Source organism: uncultured Gemella sp. (genome assembly GCF_963537375.1).
GTDB lineage: Bacteria > Bacillota > Bacilli > Staphylococcales > Gemellaceae > Gemella.
This window is the reverse complement of sequence record NZ_CAUTDQ010000002.1, coordinates 87,606-107,809: the sequence shown is the minus strand read 5'-3', so window position 1 is coordinate 107,809 and position 20,204 is coordinate 87,606. Positions and strand designations below refer to the sequence as shown.

Below are 20,204 nucleotides of genomic sequence, written 5' to 3'. Positions count from 1 at the left end.
CAAGATGCATTTTGAAACAGTAATTGGACTAGAAGTCCATGTAGAATTAAAAACAGATTCAAAAATATTCTCACCATCTCCAGCTCACTTTGGTGCAGAACCAAACACTAACACAAACGTTATCGACTTAGGATACCCAGGGGTACTTCCAGTAGTAAACAAAAGAGCGGTAGAATGGGGAATGAAAGCAGCAATGGCGCTTAACATGACAGTAGCTCGCGAGTCAAAATTCGATAGAAAAAACTACTTCTATCCAGATAACCCGAAAGCATACCAAATCTCACAATTTGACCAACCAATCGGGGAAAACGGATGGATCGATATCGAAGTTAACGGAGAAACTAAACGTATCGGTATTACACGTGCTCACCTTGAAGAAGATGCTGGTAAATTAACTCACAAAAATGGTTACTCACTAGTTGACCTTAACCGTCAAGGTACACCACTTATCGAGATCGTATCTGAGCCAGATATTAGAACTCCAGAAGAAGCATATGCTTACTTAGAAAAATTACGTTCAATCATTCAATACATCGAAGTATCTGACGTTAAGATGGAAGAAGGATCAATGCGTTGTGACGCGAACATCTCTATTCGTCCTTACGGTCAAGATGAATTCGGTACAAAAACTGAGCTTAAAAACTTAAACTCATTCACTTTTGTTAAAAAAGGTTTAGAGTACGAAGAAAAACGTCAAGAGCAAGTTATCCTTTCAGGAGGAAAAATTGATCAAGAAACACGTCGTTTCGATGAAACAACAGGTACAACAAAACTTATGCGTGTCAAAGAAGGTTCAGACGATTACCGTTATTTCCCAGAGCCAGATATCGTGCCTATGATCATCTCAGATGAATGGATGGAAGAAGTAAGAAAAACTATTCCAGAACTTCCAGATGCTCGTCAAAGAAGATACCAAGAGGAACTTGGATTACCAGCATACGATGCACACGTTCTTACATTAACTAAAGAAATGTCAGACATGTTCGAAGAAACTGTAGCTTTAGGAGCAGATCCAAAATTAGCTTCTAACTACTTAATGGTAGATGTGAATGCATACTTAAACAAAGTACAAAAAGAACTTAAAGAAACAGCATTAACTGCAGAAGGTTTAGCAGGAATGATTAAATTAATCACTGACGGAACAATCTCAAGTAAAATAGCTAAAAAAGTATTCGCAGAACTTATCGAACACGGTGGAGACGCTGCGAAGATCGTTAAAGAAAAAGGTCTTGTACAAGTATCAGATAGTGGACAATTATTAGCTTGGGTTAACGAAGCATTAGATAACAATCCAAAATCTATCGAAGACTACAAAAACGGTCGTGACCGTGCGATTGGTTTCTTAGTAGGTCAAATCATGAAAGCTTCAAAAGGACAAGCAAACCCACAAATGATCAACAAAATGTTATTAGAAGAAATCGCAAAACGATAATAACGAAAATAAAAAACGAACTCGAAGCAAGGAGAAATCTTTGTTTCGAGTTTTTGTATTAAAATGTAAAAACTGGACTTTTGTGGTTAAAAAGTGGACATTTGGTAGCAAAACTGGACTTTCATAGTTGAAGGAGCGGACATTGGGGAATGAAACTGGATATTCATAGTTAAAAAATTGGACATTGGTGATAGGACTGGATTTAGGTAGTTAGAAGAGTAGATAATTGAGAATATTCAATTAATGCAGAATATATTTTGAGAAATGGAAGTAATATCATTGACACACGTATAAATACGTAGTATAGTTAAAGTGTCAGGAGGTTAATATTATGCCGATGACGCAAGACGAGATGGTTAAACTGTTGAAAAAGTACGGTTTTACTTTATTGTAAAGGCGGAAAGGGATCTCATGTAAAAATGAAAAAAACCTGGACAGAAGAGACCTATCATTATACCGAAAGGTGAATTGAATAAATTCACAGAGAAGAGTATATTAAAGGATGAAGTTATTACAAAAGTCCAAAATTTTAAAAATGTTTATATAAAAATCTTTAGACGCAGTGGTTTATTGATATCTAAATTCGCTTTGTAAAAGCTCTTTAGATATCTAATAACCTTTGCGGGGGTGACTCGACAAAATCGATTTCTTTGAAATCCCGATTTTTGAGTCACTCCCTCCGAATTAATGAGGTGATATAATGTTAGTAAGTTATCCAGCTATTTTCTATTTTAATAAAGAAAATGAAGAGAAAGAAATTTATAATGTATATTTTCCAGATTTAAAAGGAAGTGGAACACAGGGGATAGGTATAGCAGAATCAATGAGTATGGCATCAGATTATTTAGGATTAGCTCTTAGTGATTATTTGGAAGATGGAGAAAGATTACCTAAGTCAAGTAATATAAATGAGTTGTCAATTGAAGATGATTTTCCTTTTAAAGAAGATCCTGAGATGAAGGATTATTATGTTCTTAATAAATCCTTTGTATCAATGGTTGTTGTAGATTTGAGAGAATATTTAGATAGTAACACGTTAATAAAAAAGACATTGTCTATTCCTAAATGGGCTAATGATGTTGCAGTAAAATACAATATTAATTTTTCACAATTATTAACGAATGCTATAGCAGAAGAAACTATTAAGTATAAATAGAAAATAAACGATTGTAATTCTTGAAATATTTTATATTTTAAATTTAAAAAATAGTTTTAAATGTTGAGAATAATACTAAATAAAGATGTACCCAAATATAGATTTTTTAATCAAATATTGAGTACATCTTTTTTGTATTTAATTTTTACTATTTACTCTTCACAAACTCAACAATTTTAGAAATAGCTTTTATTGCTTCTGGTATTGGGAAGGCGGGGTATACGTGATTTAAGTTTTTACCGATTACGAATTCAGTCTTAACATTTGCTTCGCGAAGTTTTTCAGCTAATAATGCTATGTCAGGATATAATAATTCACGAGTTCCTGAGAATAACAATACCTCTGGTAGATTTTTCATCTCACCGTATAATGGAGAAACCTTCCAATCAGATAAGTCTGTATCACCAGCCCAAGATTTAGCATCAGCTAGCAAAGTATCTACATGTAGTAGAGGATCTTTTGTGACATATTTTTTAATATCAGGATTCGACATAGTTAAATCAACCCATGGACTTAGCAAAATCAGACCTTTAGGTAGTTTAATATTATTTTGAACAAAATCTTGAACTAATCCTAGAGCTAAACCACCACCAGCACTATCTCCCATAATATAGATATCTTTATCTGGATTCTCAGCAACGTAGTCTGTATATAATTTTGTTAGGAGTTCATAGCTATCTTTATAAGTATAGAGTGGGGCTAGTCCGTAATCAGGAATAATAACCTCAGCATCAGCTTCTTGAGCAATTTTATCAGCCATCTCCCATTGAATATCCACAAATTCATGAACGTAAGAACCACCATGAATATAGAAAATAGTAGAATTAGAATTATTAAAACTGTTTAAATGCCATACCTGTCTATCAGAGACAATACTAGTATAGAATTTAGATTTAGTATCGAATTCATATACATTTACAGTTTCTTCGATTTTATCTTCTTTTTGTTTTTCTAGTCTTTTAGTTTCATCGATATCTCTTAGTTTCTTATATTTATTCCCAAGGTATAACTCGATTAATCCAGCTTTAGCACTACGTTTATATCGTAATTTTTGATACCCAGCATAGCTACCGATTAGGGCAGGTAATGTTGCAGCAATTGAAGCTACTGAAACAACTTTTTTATTGAATTTTCCCATTTTAATCTCCTCTTATTTACATAAATGTAAGTGTTTTATTTAATTACAATTATAGTTTATCAGAAAATTAAAAGAATGTAAAAATAAAAATCTGAAGAAATAAAATAAAGAATAAATAGAGTTGGAACTCTACTTCCAATTCAGAGGTAAAAAGACAAAAGTTGGAAGTGAACTTCCAATTTGAGGTAAAAAATATGAAAGTTGAAAGTCTACTGCCAATACAATTTTACGTTTTGTAAAATTACATAGCTAAATAAAAAAAGAAGTGATTTTAAATCTATACTCATTGATTTTAAAATCACTCCTAAAAGTAAAATATTTAGTTTTTATTATCTAATTAAATAGTAGTTTGTGATATATGCATTCACGATATCACGTAGTTGTTCATCTGATAATCGTTTTAATGCTGGGAAGGCGATTGTAGATAATTCTACTAGATTATCAATATTTTTTTCTGTGAACTCTTCTTGATCAATTTCTTCAGTATTATTAGAAAATAGAATGAATAATTTACTAGCCTCATCATCTGTAAGACCTCTATATTCACATGCTAGGGTAAATGAAGGTTCTTCGTTGAATCTATCTTTAATGTATTCATTAATCTCATATACAGCCGATTTAATAGTAAAGTGACTTGAGATAAAATCAGGACTTTCAACGTATTTTGTTTGTTTTATTTCAAAAGGTATACCACCTTCATTAACTGCTCTTGTAAGAAACATGCTGATGGCAGTTTCTAAATTTAATCCAAGACTGTAAAATAAATCTTCAGCTTCATTTTTTAATTCATCATCAATAGTTAACATTATTTTCGATTCACTCATAATATTCTCTCCTTATTTAATACGTTAATTTTATCGTAGAATTATAGATTTTTCAAGAGGTGTTTGTATGAAAAAACAAAAGGGAAGAAAAAAGGGTTCATACAGGAGTGTAGAAATGACTAATATAGTGATAAGTCATAAAATAATTCGCAATAAATATGTTATAATATTATGTAAGAATAAATGAAAAAATAGTATTGAGAGGATCTTTATGAACTTAGAATTATTACAAAAGGCGATAGAAGAAGAGAAAAATGTATTTTCAGAAGTTAATAACGCAGCATATAGTTTAGAACCAGTACCAGAAGAAAGATTAGTAGAAATCGCAAAAGATGTAAATGAACAGTTAGGATATGAACTATACGATAAACTAGATAGAGAAAGTTTAGTAGCAGACTTCTCGACTACATCAAAAAAACTATATAAACATACTCTAGAGAAGTCAAAATTTCTAAATGACAGACTAGAAAAAGCATTAGTAGAACATAGTGATGATATATTATTAGATGTAGTAAAAGCACACGAAAACTTCGATTCAATGGAAACATACGAACTATACACACTAGCGTTCGAAGTAAATGAAAAACTAGGATATAGATTATTTAGAGACATCTATTCATACAGTTTAAAACGTGACTTCGAGAGAGTAGCAAAAGCAGTAGAAACATACAAAAAAGAAGGAAAAATAACGAAGTTTATGAAGTAGAGAAGTTTGGAAGAGGTATTAAGAAATAATATTTAAACATTAAGAATATATTTTATAATCATAGACTAAACTTCATAATTAAAATATGAAATCAACGGGGAATAAATTATGCTTGAATTGAAAAAAATTAATAGAAACAATGTAGGGGAGATTCTGAAGTTAGAGGTTTTTGATAATCAGAAGAATTTTGTAGCTACAAATAATAGCAGTATTATAGAAGCATATATAGCAATTACTGAGAATAATGATGTATTTACATTTGGTATTTATAAAGACGATACACCTATTGGTTTTTTAATGATAGGTTTTGATGTAAATTCAGATGATGAAGGTGCTCCTAGGATAGCTAAAGGTAATTATAATATATGGCGTCTTATGATAGATAAAAAATTCCAAGGGAAAGGATTTGGTAAAAAGGCAATAGATTTAGCTTTAGAATTTATTAACTCCTTTCCTTGTGGAACAGCAAAATACTGTTGGTTATCTTATGAAAGGGATAATGATGTAGCACGACAACTCTATAAATCAGTTGGTTTTGTTGAAACTGATGAAAAAAACGGAGAAGAAATAGTAGCTATTTTAGAATTATAGTAGAAATAATCTTATTCTTAGTTGTAATATTATAATTTTATCACTAATATTTAAGATATAGAATAGTTTTATGAACATAGAAAAAAGTGATTATACTATTGAAAAATATAAAAAGTAAGTGTTAGTATAAAAACGTGGTTGCCGATTTTATAACGACAATCTAGATAAATTTATTTATATTAAATAATCATCTTTCCCGGTCAAAGCAAAGATGGTTATTTTTTTGAAATATATATTATAGAAGGACTCAGTAGTAGTACTGATCTTTTTTTCTACCAAAAGCTTGTAGTTATTTCTTAGATTTTGATAAAATATAATTATAGAATTTCATGTATAATGCATATTGTAAATATGTAAATTAATATTAAAATATATATTAAAAATTTAATATTGTTAAAAAAATTAGGAGGCGTAGAATGGAAAATGTAATTGTATCAGATGTATTACTTGTTATAGGAAATGGTTTTGATCGTCAATGTGATTTAAAAAGCTCATATTATGAATTTTTTAGTTACATACTTAAAAGAAATGAAGATAATAAAAAGCAAGAAATCAAAATATTTGAAGAATACTTGAATTATATAAAAGATTGTTCGTGGTTATTTAATATTTACTTATTAACTCAAAGGTACAGTAGGAATAAAAATATTGAAGACCTTAATATTTGGTATAAAGTATTTTTATATAAGAAGTTATTAAATAAAAAAGACTGGAATTTTATAGAAAATCAAATTTCGCAAGAAATAACAGAAAACAGTGATGGCTTAAATATATTTTCTAAAATTGCATTGGGATTATTAATTAAACAGTTAGGATGCAATAGAAATCTTAGATTAACTTGTAATGGAAAAAATTACACTGAATTTGAAAATATTTATAATGTATTGTCTTCTAATTTGTATTTCAAAATAAAAAATGATAAAACGGGTAACATAGTAAATAATAATATTTTAATAGTTTTAGAAGATATAAAGAAAAGTCTCACTGAAAAAATAGAAGATATGTTATATAGTCCCGAATATCAAAATGAGATTTTAAATATTGATATATTCGATATTGAAGGAATAAATGAATTATTAAACTGTATAGCCGAGATATTATTAGAACAATTGAAAGAAGTGGAACAAGATTTTATTATGTATTTAGATAATGAAGTAAATGGGAATAATTGCTATGAAGATAATTCAAAGATTTTGGCTAATTATTTGTTGAGGGATGATAAAATATCAAGTGAAAATATTAAATTTAATATAGTATCATTTAATTATACTGAACCATGGGGAGAAGAATTAAATTTTAGAGATAACCATTTACATGTAAATTTGTTCAAAAATATTCATGGTACTTTAAAGAACAAAAGAATAATTTTTGGAATTGATGATTATATGATTGACTCTAAAGGTGAGGGTTACAGGTTTACAAAAGGATCTAGAATAATGGAGATGAATACTATTGAAGAAAATAAGTCTACTCCAATTAAGGTTATTTTAGATAAAAGTGTAAATAGAGTGGTATTTTATGGGCATTCTTTATCTGATGCTGATTATGGTTATTTCCAATTAATTTTTGACGAATATAAAGAAAATGAAAACTTGATATTTGAATTTTGCTATACAGTATTCGAGGGAACTACAAAAGAAAATGAAATTATAAAATTAAGAGAAGGAATATCGAGATTATTTGGACGATACGAAAAAGAGAATGATGAGAGAAAGTATACATTAAAAAACTTGAATTTAAATAATAGAATAAAATTTAGAGAAATTCCTAAATTATTAAATGAAGACAAATCAAAGAATTAGGAGGTAAAAGTTGATTAAAAGAAAAGCAATTGAAAAAATATCTAAAATATTTATAGGTGACGAAGCGGGATATTATAAGTACAAAAGTGGATATGTACTTGTAAAATTTTTTAATGAAAATTTTGGATATAATCATGAGTATGGAGTTTCACCTGAAAATCCAAGCATTAAAGGATTTCCAACTCGATATGTATATGTTTCAGATAGATTAGAAGAATTAATAAGACTTAATAGAATTAATAAATTTTTTAAGATAATACTAAATGAAATGTATATTATGAACGAGTTAAGTATATCTGAAACAGACGCATTAGATTTAAAAAAAAAATTATTTCAAGAATTTAATAGAATACTAAAAATATATGGATCTGAGTTGGTTGAATTTCAAGGGGAATATAAATTAGAAAATATAGATGAGAATCTTCAAAAAATAGGTGAAGGTGGTTTTGCAGAGGTATATTTCCAAAAATCTACAGGTTTAGTAGTAAAGAAATTAAAAAGAAATTGTTTGAATAATAGTGCAGATAAAAGTAGGTTTAAGAGAGAATATGAAATAACAAAATCTATAGATGATATTGAAGGGATAATTAAAGTAATAGATTTTAATGAAAATTCATATAGTTACAGAATGGAAAAAGCGGATTGTACATTGAAATAATTCATTGATTTAGGGAAGGGGGATTCAATTGAGAATAAGATTTGGATAGTTAATGAAATAGTAAAAATTATGAAGTTAGTTCATGAAAGAAATATAATACACAGGGATTTAAGTCCTACTAATATATTTAAAGTGGGAAGCAGATTGAAAATTGGAGATTTTGGTTTAGGGAAAAATATAAATATTATTTATTCTTATCAAACAAATGAAACTTTAGCTGTCGGACAATATTTTTACTCTTCTCCGGAACAAATGAGAGGTTTAAAAAATACTGATAAAAAAAGTGATGTATATTCTCTGGGGAAAATAATTAATTATATTTTCACAAAAGATTCTGATGATACGTCTCATATTTTGAAAAACATTTCTAAGATAGCTACACATAAGATTCCTGAATTGAGATATAAAGATGCAGGAGAAATGTATGATGCAATAAAAAATATAATTGAAATTAATATGAATAAAAATTATAAATTGAAAATATTTGAAGAAATAAAAATAGGAAATATAACTACCGAAGTAAAGGAGTTTATTTATGTATTATCTGGAGAGTATATTTGTAAATATTTAGTGGAAAGGAAAGCAGGTTTTTCTAATGCTATACTAGCTGCCATGAAAAATAATGAGTTAAAAGCTTTTAATATCATAAGAAGTATAGAAGTAAATTATCAAAATTATATACTGGGGATCAATGGTGGTTATGCTGCTTGGGATCCCTTTGGTGAATTGTGCTACTCTGTATTGAGTGAACATAATCCTGAATTTTCTTATTTAGTAAAAGAAGTTGCTGCTAGAATATTAAGATATGTAGCAAAAGATAAAAATAGATTTTCGTCACAAAGAAGGATAAAAGCATTAAAAATACGAGGAATTGAACCAAGTATTGAAGAAATATTAGACTAATATTTCTTCAAAAATAATAATATATTAAACTTTAGAATTATTGCGTTTTGTACCTCATTTGTATTGCTAATGGAGATACATAAGTGTATAATAAAAAGAGACGCGCGGAGGTGTTGGTTATGACTAGTATAAAGACAGCAACTGTAAATGTAAGAATACAAGAAAATATTAAAGTAGAAGCGGAAGCAATACTTAAAAAATTAGGTTTAACAAGAGCAACTGCGATAGATTTATTTTATAGACAAATTATTATGCACAATGGCATTCCATTCCCACTTGAAATAAAGAATGATGCTTCTTTAGATAAAAAGAAATAAAAAAATTATACATGAGGGAAAGCCATTATTGTAGAGAGGGAATGAAGAGTGGAATTATTAAGTTAAGATATTCAAGTTTCAGGATAAAATTATTTTGAGTGAATTTTTTTCTTAATTATAAATTAAAGAGGTGAAAAAATGTTAGGATTACCAAAAAGTACAGAATTTAATAGATTTATTCCTAAACAGAAGTATTATAAAAATCTTTATACTCAAAAATCCATTCCTGATAAAGCTAAGAACTATTTCGAAAAACAGATAAAGTCAATAACATGGGAAAATAAAATAGATCATACAACTATGAATATAGCAAAAGGTAGTTTTGTAGAGGAAATAGAAGTATTTAGAGTAGAACTCTATGATTATGAAATTGATGATTCAGTTTTATATATTATTGATGAGAATATACCATATCATATTTTATTTGTATTTGAATATAATAACAAGAGAAAATACTCATTAAGTTTTAAAGAGATTTGTAGAGAAGCTGAAACGATTAATATACAAAAAATATTTCAATCAGATTGGTTAAGTAAAGAGGAAGATTTGTTGAAATTTTCTGGTATTAGCTTAGATAATATGTATGAAAATCTATTAAATAGTATTTCTAATAATGAATTAGATAAATTTTCATGTAATACATTAAAAGAAAGAGTATTAAAAAATATAGAATATGAAAAAATACGAAAACAAGTTAATGATTTATCTAAAAAAATAAAAAACGAATAACGATTTAATAGACAAATAGAATTAAGTTCTGAATTAAAAAAAGTTAAAGAAGAAAATAAGTAGTTTGTTAAAATAAAAATTTTTAAGAGGTAAAATGATGGGAAAAATGAGAATGGAGTCGTTAAACTTAACTTCTCAAAATGTAGAAAAAATAGAAGCTTTATTTCCAAACTGTATTACAGAATCAAGAGATGAGAATGGAAAATTAAAAAAATCAGTAAATTTTAAAATGTTAAAACAAATACTATCAGAAGATATAGTAGATGGAGAAGAAGCGTATGAATTCACATGGGTAGGAAAGAAAGAATCTATAGTAGAAGCTAACAAACCTATAAGAAAGACACTTCGTCCTGTACCCGAAGAGAGTGTTGATTGGGAAAATACTGAGAACCTGTATATTGAAGGAGACAATCTTGAAGTATTAAAACTTCTTCAAGAGAGTTACTTAGGAAAAGTAAAAATGATATACATAGATCCACCGTACAATACTGGAAACGACTTTATATACAATGATGATTTTAAAGTTAGTAATGAAGAATATGCAGAAGAAAGCGGAGAGATCGACGAAGAAGGGAATCGAATGTTTAAAAATACTGATTCAAACGGTCGTTTTCACTCAGATTGGTGTTCGATGATGTATTCACGACTTTTAGTAGCAAAAAATCTACTTAAAGAAGACGGAGTAATATTCATTAGTATCGATGATAATGAAGTAGAAAATTTAAAGAAAATTTGTAATGAAGTATTTGGCTCAGAGAATTTTATTTCACAAATTGCATGGAGAAGAACAGATAATCAACCAAATATTGGTAATATTGCAACCGTAAAAGAATATATTCTTTGTTATGCAAAGGTATATAAAAATATACAATTAGGTAGAATTGAGTTATCTGAGAAGGCAAGAAAGGAATATAGATATTCAGATGAAAAAGGATTATTCAGACGAGGAATTTTATTACATAAAACTAGAGGGAGACATTACTACGATGTTACTACTAAAACGGGAAATATACTTAGTGGACCTTGGATGAAGACTGAAAAAGATTTCAAAAAACTTGATGAAGAAGGGATGATTTATTGGACAAGTGGTGGTGATGAACAACCGTATAGTAAAATATATTTAGATGAATCAAAGGGGCAAATTCCTAATGATTTTTGGGGTATAGAATTTGGTACTAATCAAAGAGCAAGTTTAGAGTTAGAAAAAATTTTTGGGGACAGATTATTTGATTTTTCGAAATCTGTATTGTTGTTAAGTAATTTATTAAAAATTGGAATAGGAAAAGACGATGTAGTTCTAGATTTCTTTTCGGGTTCAGGAACTACAGCACATGCAACCATGGCATTAAATGCAGAAGATGGCGGAAGTAGAAAATTCATAATGGTCCAATTACCTGAAGATACAGATGAAAAATCAGTGGCGTTTAAATCAGGATATAAAAATATATGTGAAATAGGTAAAGAAAGAATTCGACGAGCTGGAGACAAGATAAAAAGTGAAAATCTATTATTAACTTCAAATTTAGATACTGGGTTCAGAGTGTTGAAAGTTGATAGTTCTAACATGAAAGATGTATATTATTCACCTAGTGAAATTAGTCAAGATTTCCTAAGTTCACTGGAATCAAATATCAAAGAAGATAGAACAGACTTAGATTTATTATTTGGATGCTTATTAGAATGGGGATTGCCTTTATCTTTATCGTATAAATCTTTTGAAATAGATGGTTGTGTGGTACACGACTATAATGATGGGGATTTAATTGCGTGTTTTGAAGAAAATATCTCAGAGAATGTAATGAAAGAAATTGCTAAATTAACGCCACTTCGAGCGGTATTTAGAGATAGCAGTTTTGGAAATAGTGCTGAGAAAATAAATACTAGTGAGATATTTAAACTCTTGTCACCAGATACAAAAATAAAAGTTATTTAGGAAGGAGAAAAAATGAAATTACAATTTAAACATCAAAAATTTCAAAAAGATGCTGCTCGTGCAATTGTAGATGTTTTTAGTGGTCAACCTTTTTTAACTTCTACCTATATGATTGATAGTGGAGATGGTAGACAAACCTTATTAGATGATTTTACTGGTTGGAGAAATGAACCGATAATTCCAGAGTTAACTGATTCTAAAATTCTAGAAAATGTTACTACGATACAGAAGGGAAATAATATAAAGGTATCTGAAAAATTAGAGGGGCGTTATAACCTAACTGTTGAAATGGAAACAGGTGTAGGGAAGACATATACTTATATAAAAACTATGTATGAATTAAATAAAAAATATGGTTGGAGTAAGTTTATTGTTGTAGTTCCATCTGTTGCTATTCGTGAAGGTGTTCATAAGAGTTTTGAAATAACACAAGAGCATTTTGCAGAAGAATATGGCAAGAAAATAAGATATTTCGTATATAATTCTAGTAGATTAAATCAAATAGAACAGTTTGCTTCTGATAATTCTATTAATGTAATGATTATTAATTCACAAGCCTTTAATGCTACGGGTAAAAATGCAAGACGTATTTATATGAAATTGGATGAATTTCGTTCAAGAAGACCTATTGATGTTATCGCTAAAACTAATCCAATAGTAATAATAGATGAGCCTCAATCAGTTGAAGGTAAGAAGACAAAAGAAAACTTAGAGCAGTTTAATGCTTTAATGACTTTACGATATTCTGCAACACATAAAAAAGATAGTATTTATAATATGGTATATAGATTAGATGCGTTAGAAGCATATAACAAAAAACTTGTAAAAAGAATATCGGTAAAAGGGATAACTGAAACAGGAAGTAGTTCAACTGAGGGGTATGTGTATTTAGAAGGAATTAATCTTTCGAAAGCTGCCCCAACAGCGACTATTCAATTTGATTATAAAACATCAAAAGGAATTAAAAAAATCACAAGAATAGTAACTGAGGGTTTTAATTTATATGATAATTCAGGTGAATTAGAAGAATACAAAAATGGATTTACTATTACTAGAATAGATGGAAGAGACAATTCGATTGAATTTATAAATGGTAAAAAAATCTATGCTGGTGATGTTATAGGTAATGTAAATGAAGATGTACTTCGAAGAATTCAAATAAGAGAAACTATTCTATCTCATATTGAAAGAGAACGAGAATTATTCAATAAAGGTATAAAAGTTTTATCATTATTCTTTATTGATGAAGTTGCAAAATATAAATGTTATGATGAAGCAGGAAGTGAATATAACGGTATATATGCACAGATGTTCGAAGAAGAATATAATGATATAGTGTCAAACTTAAGAATTAAGTTCGGTGAAACAGAGTATCAAAACTATTTAAATGAGATTGATAAGAGTTCAACTCATGCTGGTTATTTCTCAATAGATAAAAAAGGTAAGTTAGTAGATTCTAAGCTAAAAAGAAATGAGACAAGTGCAAGTGGAGAAAATGATATAGATACATACGATTTAATTATGAAAAATAAAGAATTATTATTAAATCGTGATCCAAATAAATCACCAGTTCGCTTCATATTCTCACACTCAGCGCTTAGAGAAGGATGGGATAATCCTAATGTTTTCCAAATTTGCACATTAAAACAAAGTACGAGTGATGTAAGAAAACGTCAAGAGGTAGGACGAGGTCTAAGATTATGTGTAAATGATCGTGGTGATAGAATGGATACTAATGCGTTAGGGAACGAAGTACATAATGTTAATGTGCTAACTATAATTGCTAGTGAAAGCTATGATAGTTTTGCTAAAGGATTGCAAAGTGAATTTGCAGAAGCAGTATCAGATCGTCCTGTTAAAATCACAGAGGATTTATTTATTGGACGTGTTTTAAAAGGTATTAATGGAGAAGAAATCCAAGTAAATAATGAGTTGGCGGATGCTATTCAGTTTGAATTGATTTCTAATAAATATATTGATAAGAAACACATATTAACGGATAAATACTTCGAAGATAAGAAAAATGGAACAATTGAATTTGATGATGAACTAATGCCATATGTAAATTATATTGTTACTATTCTAGATTCAGTTTATGATAACAAATTATTTGCAATTGAAGATGCTAGACAAAATAATGTTGAACTTAAATTAGATGAGAATAAGTTAGCTATGAAAGAATTTAAAGAATTGTGGAAGAAAATTAATTCTAAATCTATTTATGTAGTTGACTTCGACACAGAAGAACTTATAGAAAAAGCTGTTAATGCTTTAGACCAAAATTTAGCTGTTACTAAACTACAATTTAAAGTTGAAAGTGGAGTAATGAATAATATTAAGTCTAAAGAAGAATTGTTAGCTGGTAAATCATTTGTTAAAGAAGAAGCAAGTAATTACACAGATCATTCAATCGTAGGTTCTAATATAAAATATGATTTAATAGGAAAAATTGTAGAGGGTACTGATTTAACAAGAAAAGCAGTTGTTCGCATATTACAAGGTATAAAACCATATGTTTTTGAACAATTCAAGTTTAATCCAGAAGAATTTATTCTTAAAGCTATTTCGATTATAAACTCAGAGAAGGCAACAGCAGTTATTGAGCATATTACATACAATGTTATGGAAGAAAAATATGATGTGAACATTTTTACAGATGCCACAATCAAAGGAAAACTAGATGTGAATGCAATGAAAGCTAAAAAACATTTATATGACCATATTGTTTATGATTCGACAAATGAGAAAAGATTTGCTAGTGATTTAGATATAAATAATAGTGTTGCTGTTTATGTTAAATTGCCAAATAGTTTTTATATTTCAACACCAGTTGGGAAATATAATCCAGACTGGGCTATAGCTTTCCATGAAGGTTCTGTTAAACATGTTTACTTTATAGCTGAAACAAAAGGAAGCATGGATTCACTAGAATTACGTACTATTGAACAATCAAAAATACATTGTGCTAAAAAACACTTTAAAGCAATAAGTAATAATGAAGTAGTATATGATGTAGTAGATAACTATGAATCATTACTTAATTTGATAACTAGGTAGATGTTATATTTATCAAGGTAAAGTTTTGTTATACTATGATATAATATAAAGTTTTGATAGATTTAAATATTAAAAATAGGAGTATAAATGACAGAAAAAGTAATAAATAAAATTATATATTTTGACAAAGAAACTATACAGAATATACTTCAACAAGAAAATAGTGGAAGTAAGACTTATATAACAGATAAGAAAACTTCATTAAATAATGAGGTAGAACTTAAACTAGGTACTAAAGTCGATTTAAGTGTTCCGTTCTTTGATAGAATTCGGTTCCTTATTAGTGGGAAGTTGCAAGCTAATTATATTGCTAAACTAGATAAAAAGATCACTATAACATCAACTGAAATTTCTGAATTTGAAAATCTTAAACCAAGATTAAAAAAATATGATAAGAAAATATTAGATGATATTGAAAATTCTTCAACATTTTTTAGAGCTGCAGGCGGATATCTTAGGATGTTTAAAGGAGAAATAGATGGAGTAGATATTAAAGAATTTAAATCTGTTATGGATGAATATGAAGGATATGATACATATAAAATTTCAGAAACAGAGTATGTAAGGTTTAATAATACAGCTTTTGTGAGTAATTATAAAAGATATGATATTTTAAGATCTGAAATGACAATGTATTGTATTTTTGTTGGTGAATTTTCTAAAGAGCATTTTAATTTCTTTGAAGAAATTAATAAAATGGAAACACTGATATCAAATACTTCACAACCTAAAAAATTGGGGGAGTTATATCCTTCAGCTTATCATATAGGAAAAGATAGTAATTTTAAAAATAAACAAGATTATTTAGAGTATAAGATTAAATTATATGATGTAGTATATGCTGGTATTAAGGTGGAAAATGGTGAGAAGATAGATGAATGAAAATCATAAGAGAAAATATTTTATTTTTAATGGATCTAAATCATATTTTGATAAAAAATTAGTTGAATTGTCTGTAGAAAACAGTGGTCATACGTTTAGAGAACTAATTATGCTTCAGGACTCCGCAAGAAAGAATAATGATAACAATAGTAGATTTGACTTTAAAGAAAAGGTTTTAATTTTAAGTAATGATAATTATCAATCATTGGTTGTGGCAGCAATTGAGAGGATGGGGACAATAATCGAAGAATTTACTTATGAAAATTCTTATATATATATTCATAATCCACCTAGATATCTATATGAATACTTAAATAAATTACATAATAAAGAATTAATAGAACTTAGTGTTGAGAATGAAGAGTACTCAATAGTAAAAGATGAAAATAATTTTAATATAAAAATAGATTCTATTAAACAAAAAATAATAGGGCAAAATAATGCTGTTAATGAAATTAGTAAAAGTTTATGGTATCTTACAAAAATAAATACAAAGAAGCCATATGTAGTTATGTTATACGGGAAAAGTAGTATAGGAAAGACAGAATTAGTAAGGGAAATTGCTAAGGAATTTTTTGACAATATATTTTTTGAAAAACACTTATCAATGTTTAAGAATAATCAAAGTTTTGACTATTTGTTCGGAACAGAATTGAATCGAAGAAGTCTAGGTTATGATTTATTGGAAAGAGAATCTAATCTAATTTTTCTAGATGAATTTGATAAATGTGAAACTAGTTTTTATTCCGCTTTTTATACTTTATTTGATAATGAAATATTTAAAGATGCAAACTATGATGTTAACATGTCAGGAACATTAATTATATTGACAGCAAACTATAATTCTTTAGAAGATATGAAAAAACATTTAGGACTTCCAATTTTTTATAGAATAGATAAGTTTATAAAATTTGAAGATTTTGAAAGTAGTACTATTCACGCTATTGTAAAAAAAGAAATTTCATCTCGTAAAAAAGAATTAGGAAGTTTATTAGATGAAGAATTGATTTATTCGAAGGTAAGTATGCTTGTTAATACACAAGGTGAAAATGCACGTACGATTAAGTCTAAAGTACAAGGGGTTATTGAAGAGTTACTATTTGAGAATTATGTTAATACCGAGAATTAATAGGTGTGGCTATTTTAAAGTTGCATAATATATTTAAAATGTAGGAACAATCTATAATTTAATTTATATGGAAATATATACAGTATAAAAAAATAGTTGTTTGGAAGGTGTGAAAATTATGAATTTAGAACCAGGATCTTTAGCAGATTGGATAGGAAATGTAATATCATTTCTAGGGATACTAGTTGCTTCATTTTTTACTGTACGTTATTATCGTAAAGATAATAGAAAAATATGGAAGTTGTACAAAAAAATTGAATTAAAAAGAATTATTCTTGAAAATGGTGTGGAAATTATATGTGGAGATAAAATAGTAGTTTTTAGTTGTTATAATAATGGAAAATTACCGATATTTCTTGAAGTAAATAAAGTAGTAAGAAGAAAGCGATACTTATTTAATAAATGTTATAAAATTATAGAAGAATATCCTATATGGTCTACGGATTTGGATATAGATAAAAATCAGAAAATAAAAATAATGCCAATGGAATTTGTTGACATTTATAAAGTTGAGTTAAAATTTGTATTAAAATTTTATCAGGAAAATAAAAGTAAATTAAAGAAGTGTGAAGATTTATATTTCTGTATAGAAGAATTAGAAGGAAAAAGAAAGTATATAAAAATTAATGATATTTTTGAAAAGTAAAGGAGACTAAATCATAAAATCAAAAAAATTATTAACAGCATTAATAGCGTCTAGTTTATTAATAAGCGGATGTTCAACAATGAAGGAAGAAAAGAAAGAAAATCCAGTTAAGAATGAAACTGATAAAGATAAAGTGAATTCTTCTAGTAGAGATGGAGAGTATACTTTCAAAGATGGAAAAGTTACAATGACCGATATTGATTTAAAAATTACTAAATATAAAGTAATTCCAGTAGGTGCTGAAGGGAATGAGCATGGGGATGCTCCGGTCATAGCTTTTTGGTATGATACAACTAACAAAAGTGGAAAAGACCTTATAAGTCCAATGAGTGCATGGTATGCGGCTTTTCCATATGGTCCTATACAAGATAATGATAAAAATAAAGTTAATAGATTAAATGTAACGATGCATCCTGATAAGAAATTGGCAAATGATCAAGCAGCTACTATAAAAAAAGGTGGAACTGTTTCAGGAGCTGTAGCTTATAAACTTACTGATTTAACAACACCAGTAAAACTTACAGCATATAAAGGTGTGGATCGTATAGAACTAGGTAGCCAAGAATTTTCAGTAAAATAAATTTTATTCGGATTGATATTATATCAGTCCGAATTTTTTTATGAAATTATCCTTTTTTCTTCCATTGTCAACTCCAAACTTCAACTATTTTTAATATTTTTGCCAAGTTGAAAGTATTTCTTAAAATACTGATATTAAAGATTTTTTAATGCGTTTTCAATTTGGCAAAATTCATTTTGCCTACTTTGATATTGTTCGTTGACTAGGCAGAATGTATAATGAGTTCATAAGATAAAAGTAAAAAACAAAAGGAGATTTATACTTATGAGTGAAAATAAAAGTAGTTTAAAAGTTTTAGTTCAAAAAGTCGGTACTGCTCTTTCAAGTATGGTAATGCCTAACATTGGTGCATTCATAGCTTGGGGATTAATTACTGCATTATTTATACCTACAGGATGGATGCCAAACGCAAAACTTGCGGCATTAGTTGCACCGATGATATTCTTCCTATTACCACTATTAATTTCTTATTCAGCTGGTAAAAACGTTCATGATGAACGTGGAGGAGTTGTAGCGGCAATTGCTACTATGGGTGTTATTGTTGGAACAGTAACAATCACTGAAAAAGGTATAGGTGGAACACCAATGTTCCTAGGAGCTATGGTTATGGGACCTATCGCAGCTCACCTAATGAAAAAATTTGACAAAGCAGTTCAACCAAAAATTAAAACTGGATTAGAGATGTTAGTAAACAATTTCTCAGCTGGTATTCTTGGATTTATCTTAGCTATTTTAGGATTCTTTGGAATTGGACCTATTGTTAAAGTTATTACTAATGCACTTAGTGCTGGAGTAGATGTGATTATTAACGCACATTTATTACCACTTGCTAACGTGTTTATCGAACCAGCAAAAATCTTATTCTTAAACAATGCGATTAACCACGGTATCTTAACACCAATCGCAACTGAACAAGCATTAAATACTGGTAAATCAGTATTATACTTACTAGAAGCTAACCCTGGTGTTGGATTCGGTATCTTATTAGCTTACATGTTCTTTGGAAAAGGTTCTGCTAAAGCTTCTGCTCCAGGTGCAGCAATCATCCACTTCATCGGTGGTATCCACGAAATCTACTTCCCATACATCTTAATGAAACCTGCATTAATCTTCGCAGCTATGGCAGGTGGAGTAAGTGGTACAGCAACATTCCAATTATTAGGTGCAGGTCTACGTGCTCCAGCTTCACCAGGTAGTATTTTAGCAGTACTTGCTCAAACAGCAACTGGAAGTTACTTTGCTGTAGTGGCTGGGGTAGTAGTATCTACTTTAGTAACATTCGTAATCGCAAGTATTATCTTAAAACGTGATAAAGGTGATGGAGATTTAGAATCAGCTCAAAGCAAAGTAAGCAACATGAAAGCTGAATCAAAAGGTCAAGATGTAGCAGTTGATACTGCAAGTGAAACTTCTTATGCTGATGTTAAAAGAATCATCTTCGCTTGTGATGCAGGAATGGGAAGCTCAGCGATGGGTGCTTCTATCCTACGTAACAAAGTGAAAAAAGCTGGACTTGATTATGAAGTAACAAATGTAGCGATTAGAAATCTAAATGAAGAAAGTGGATTATTAATCGTAACTCAAAACGAATTAACGCCAAGAGCGAAACAAATGAATGGAAAAGCTCTACACGTATCTGTAGATAATTTCCTAAACAGTCCAAAATACGATGAAATCGTTGAGAATTTGCAAAAATAGAAAAATAACTATATAATATTTTG

General features: G+C 28.7%; 18 protein-coding genes. 16 read left to right on the top strand and 2 right to left on the bottom strand.

The features are described 5' to 3' along the window. Window positions 1–4: 4 nt before the first annotated feature. Both gatB and RYK99_RS01100 read left to right on the top strand, forming a co-directional pair. The gene (gene gatB, locus RYK99_RS01105; protein WP_314989348.1) at window positions 5–1,432 is read left to right on the top strand and encodes an Asp-tRNA(Asn)/Glu-tRNA(Gln) amidotransferase subunit GatB; all 1,428 of its coding nucleotides are present in this window, start codon (window positions 5–7) and stop codon (window positions 1,430–1,432) included. Window positions 1,433–2,132: 700 nt separating this feature from the next. Then, window positions 2,133–2,588, top strand: coding sequence for a type II toxin-antitoxin system HicB family antitoxin (locus tag RYK99_RS01100; protein ID WP_314989346.1), 456 nt, complete (start codon window positions 2,133–2,135; stop codon window positions 2,586–2,588). Window positions 2,589–2,736: 148 nt separating this feature from the next. Here the strand turns inward: RYK99_RS01100 and RYK99_RS01095 are convergent, their stop codons facing one another. Continuing rightward, window positions 2,737–3,726: an alpha/beta hydrolase gene (locus tag RYK99_RS01095; RefSeq protein ID WP_314989345.1), complete on the bottom strand. Its 990-nt coding sequence runs from the start codon at window positions 3,724–3,726 to the stop codon at window positions 2,737–2,739. 329 nt (window positions 3,727–4,055) lie between these two features. Then, window positions 4,056–4,550, bottom strand: coding sequence for a type II toxin-antitoxin system RelB/DinJ family antitoxin (locus tag RYK99_RS01090; protein WP_314989343.1), 495 nt, complete (start codon window positions 4,548–4,550; stop codon window positions 4,056–4,058). A gap of 211 nt (window positions 4,551–4,761) precedes the next feature. Between RYK99_RS01090 and RYK99_RS01085 the strand changes: the two genes are divergently transcribed. From RYK99_RS01085 to RYK99_RS01020, 14 genes are all read left to right on the top strand, one after another. Continuing rightward, window positions 4,762–5,256 carry a hypothetical protein gene (locus RYK99_RS01085; RefSeq protein WP_314989341.1) on the top strand — a complete coding sequence of 165 codons (495 nt, stop codon included), beginning with the start codon at window positions 4,762–4,764 and terminating at the stop codon, window positions 5,254–5,256. 108 nt (window positions 5,257–5,364) lie between these two features. Continuing rightward, window positions 5,365–5,847 (top strand): GNAT family N-acetyltransferase, encoded by a 483-nt coding sequence (locus tag RYK99_RS01080; RefSeq protein ID WP_314989339.1) that lies wholly within the window; start codon window positions 5,365–5,367, stop codon window positions 5,845–5,847. A gap of 416 nt (window positions 5,848–6,263) precedes the next feature. Next, the gene (locus RYK99_RS01075) at window positions 6,264–7,649 is read left to right on the top strand and encodes an AbiH family protein (protein ID WP_314989337.1); all 1,386 of its coding nucleotides are present in this window, start codon (window positions 6,264–6,266) and stop codon (window positions 7,647–7,649) included. Between the two features lie 10 nt (window positions 7,650–7,659). Beyond that, a complete protein-coding gene (locus tag RYK99_RS01070; RefSeq protein WP_314989335.1) occupies window positions 7,660–8,307 on the top strand; it encodes a hypothetical protein in 648 nt (215 codons plus the stop codon). A gap of 3 nt (window positions 8,308–8,310) precedes the next feature. After that, a complete protein-coding gene (locus RYK99_RS01065; RefSeq protein ID WP_314989367.1) occupies window positions 8,311–9,210 on the top strand; it encodes a protein kinase in 900 nt (299 codons plus the stop codon). A 119-nt stretch (window positions 9,211–9,329) separates the two neighbouring features. Continuing rightward, the gene (locus tag RYK99_RS01060) at window positions 9,330–9,527 is read left to right on the top strand and encodes a type II toxin-antitoxin system RelB/DinJ family antitoxin (RefSeq protein WP_314160827.1); all 198 of its coding nucleotides are present in this window, start codon (window positions 9,330–9,332) and stop codon (window positions 9,525–9,527) included. 138 nt (window positions 9,528–9,665) lie between these two features. Beyond that, a complete protein-coding gene (locus RYK99_RS01055; RefSeq protein ID WP_314989333.1) occupies window positions 9,666–10,256 on the top strand; it encodes a DUF4391 domain-containing protein in 591 nt (196 codons plus the stop codon). Window positions 10,257–10,350: 94 nt separating this feature from the next. Beyond that, a complete protein-coding gene (locus RYK99_RS01050) occupies window positions 10,351–12,189 on the top strand; it encodes a site-specific DNA-methyltransferase (RefSeq protein WP_314989331.1) in 1,839 nt (612 codons plus the stop codon). Between the two features lie 12 nt (window positions 12,190–12,201). Next, window positions 12,202–15,246: a DEAD/DEAH box helicase family protein gene (locus RYK99_RS01045; protein ID WP_314989329.1), complete on the top strand. Its 3,045-nt coding sequence runs from the start codon at window positions 12,202–12,204 to the stop codon at window positions 15,244–15,246. Between the two features lie 87 nt (window positions 15,247–15,333). Then, window positions 15,334–16,128: a DUF6414 family protein gene (locus RYK99_RS01040; RefSeq protein ID WP_314989327.1), complete on the top strand. Its 795-nt coding sequence runs from the start codon at window positions 15,334–15,336 to the stop codon at window positions 16,126–16,128. Continuing rightward, a complete protein-coding gene (locus RYK99_RS01035) occupies window positions 16,121–17,257 on the top strand; it encodes an AAA family ATPase (RefSeq protein WP_314989325.1) in 1,137 nt (378 codons plus the stop codon). Before RYK99_RS01040 ends, RYK99_RS01035 begins: the two co-directional genes overlap by 8 nt. Before the next feature lie 118 nt (window positions 17,258–17,375). Beyond that, on the top strand, window positions 17,376–17,903 hold the full coding sequence (locus RYK99_RS01030) for a hypothetical protein (RefSeq protein WP_314989323.1): 528 nt from the start codon (window positions 17,376–17,378) through the stop codon (window positions 17,901–17,903). Between the two features lie 79 nt (window positions 17,904–17,982). Next, window positions 17,983–18,483 carry a DUF5067 domain-containing protein gene (locus tag RYK99_RS01025; protein ID WP_314989321.1) on the top strand — a complete coding sequence of 167 codons (501 nt, stop codon included), beginning with the start codon at window positions 17,983–17,985 and terminating at the stop codon, window positions 18,481–18,483. 264 nt (window positions 18,484–18,747) lie between these two features. After that, window positions 18,748–20,181 (top strand): PTS mannitol transporter subunit IICB, encoded by a 1,434-nt coding sequence (locus RYK99_RS01020; RefSeq protein WP_314989319.1) that lies wholly within the window; start codon window positions 18,748–18,750, stop codon window positions 20,179–20,181. The last annotated feature ends 23 nt before the right edge of the window (window positions 20,182–20,204 follow it).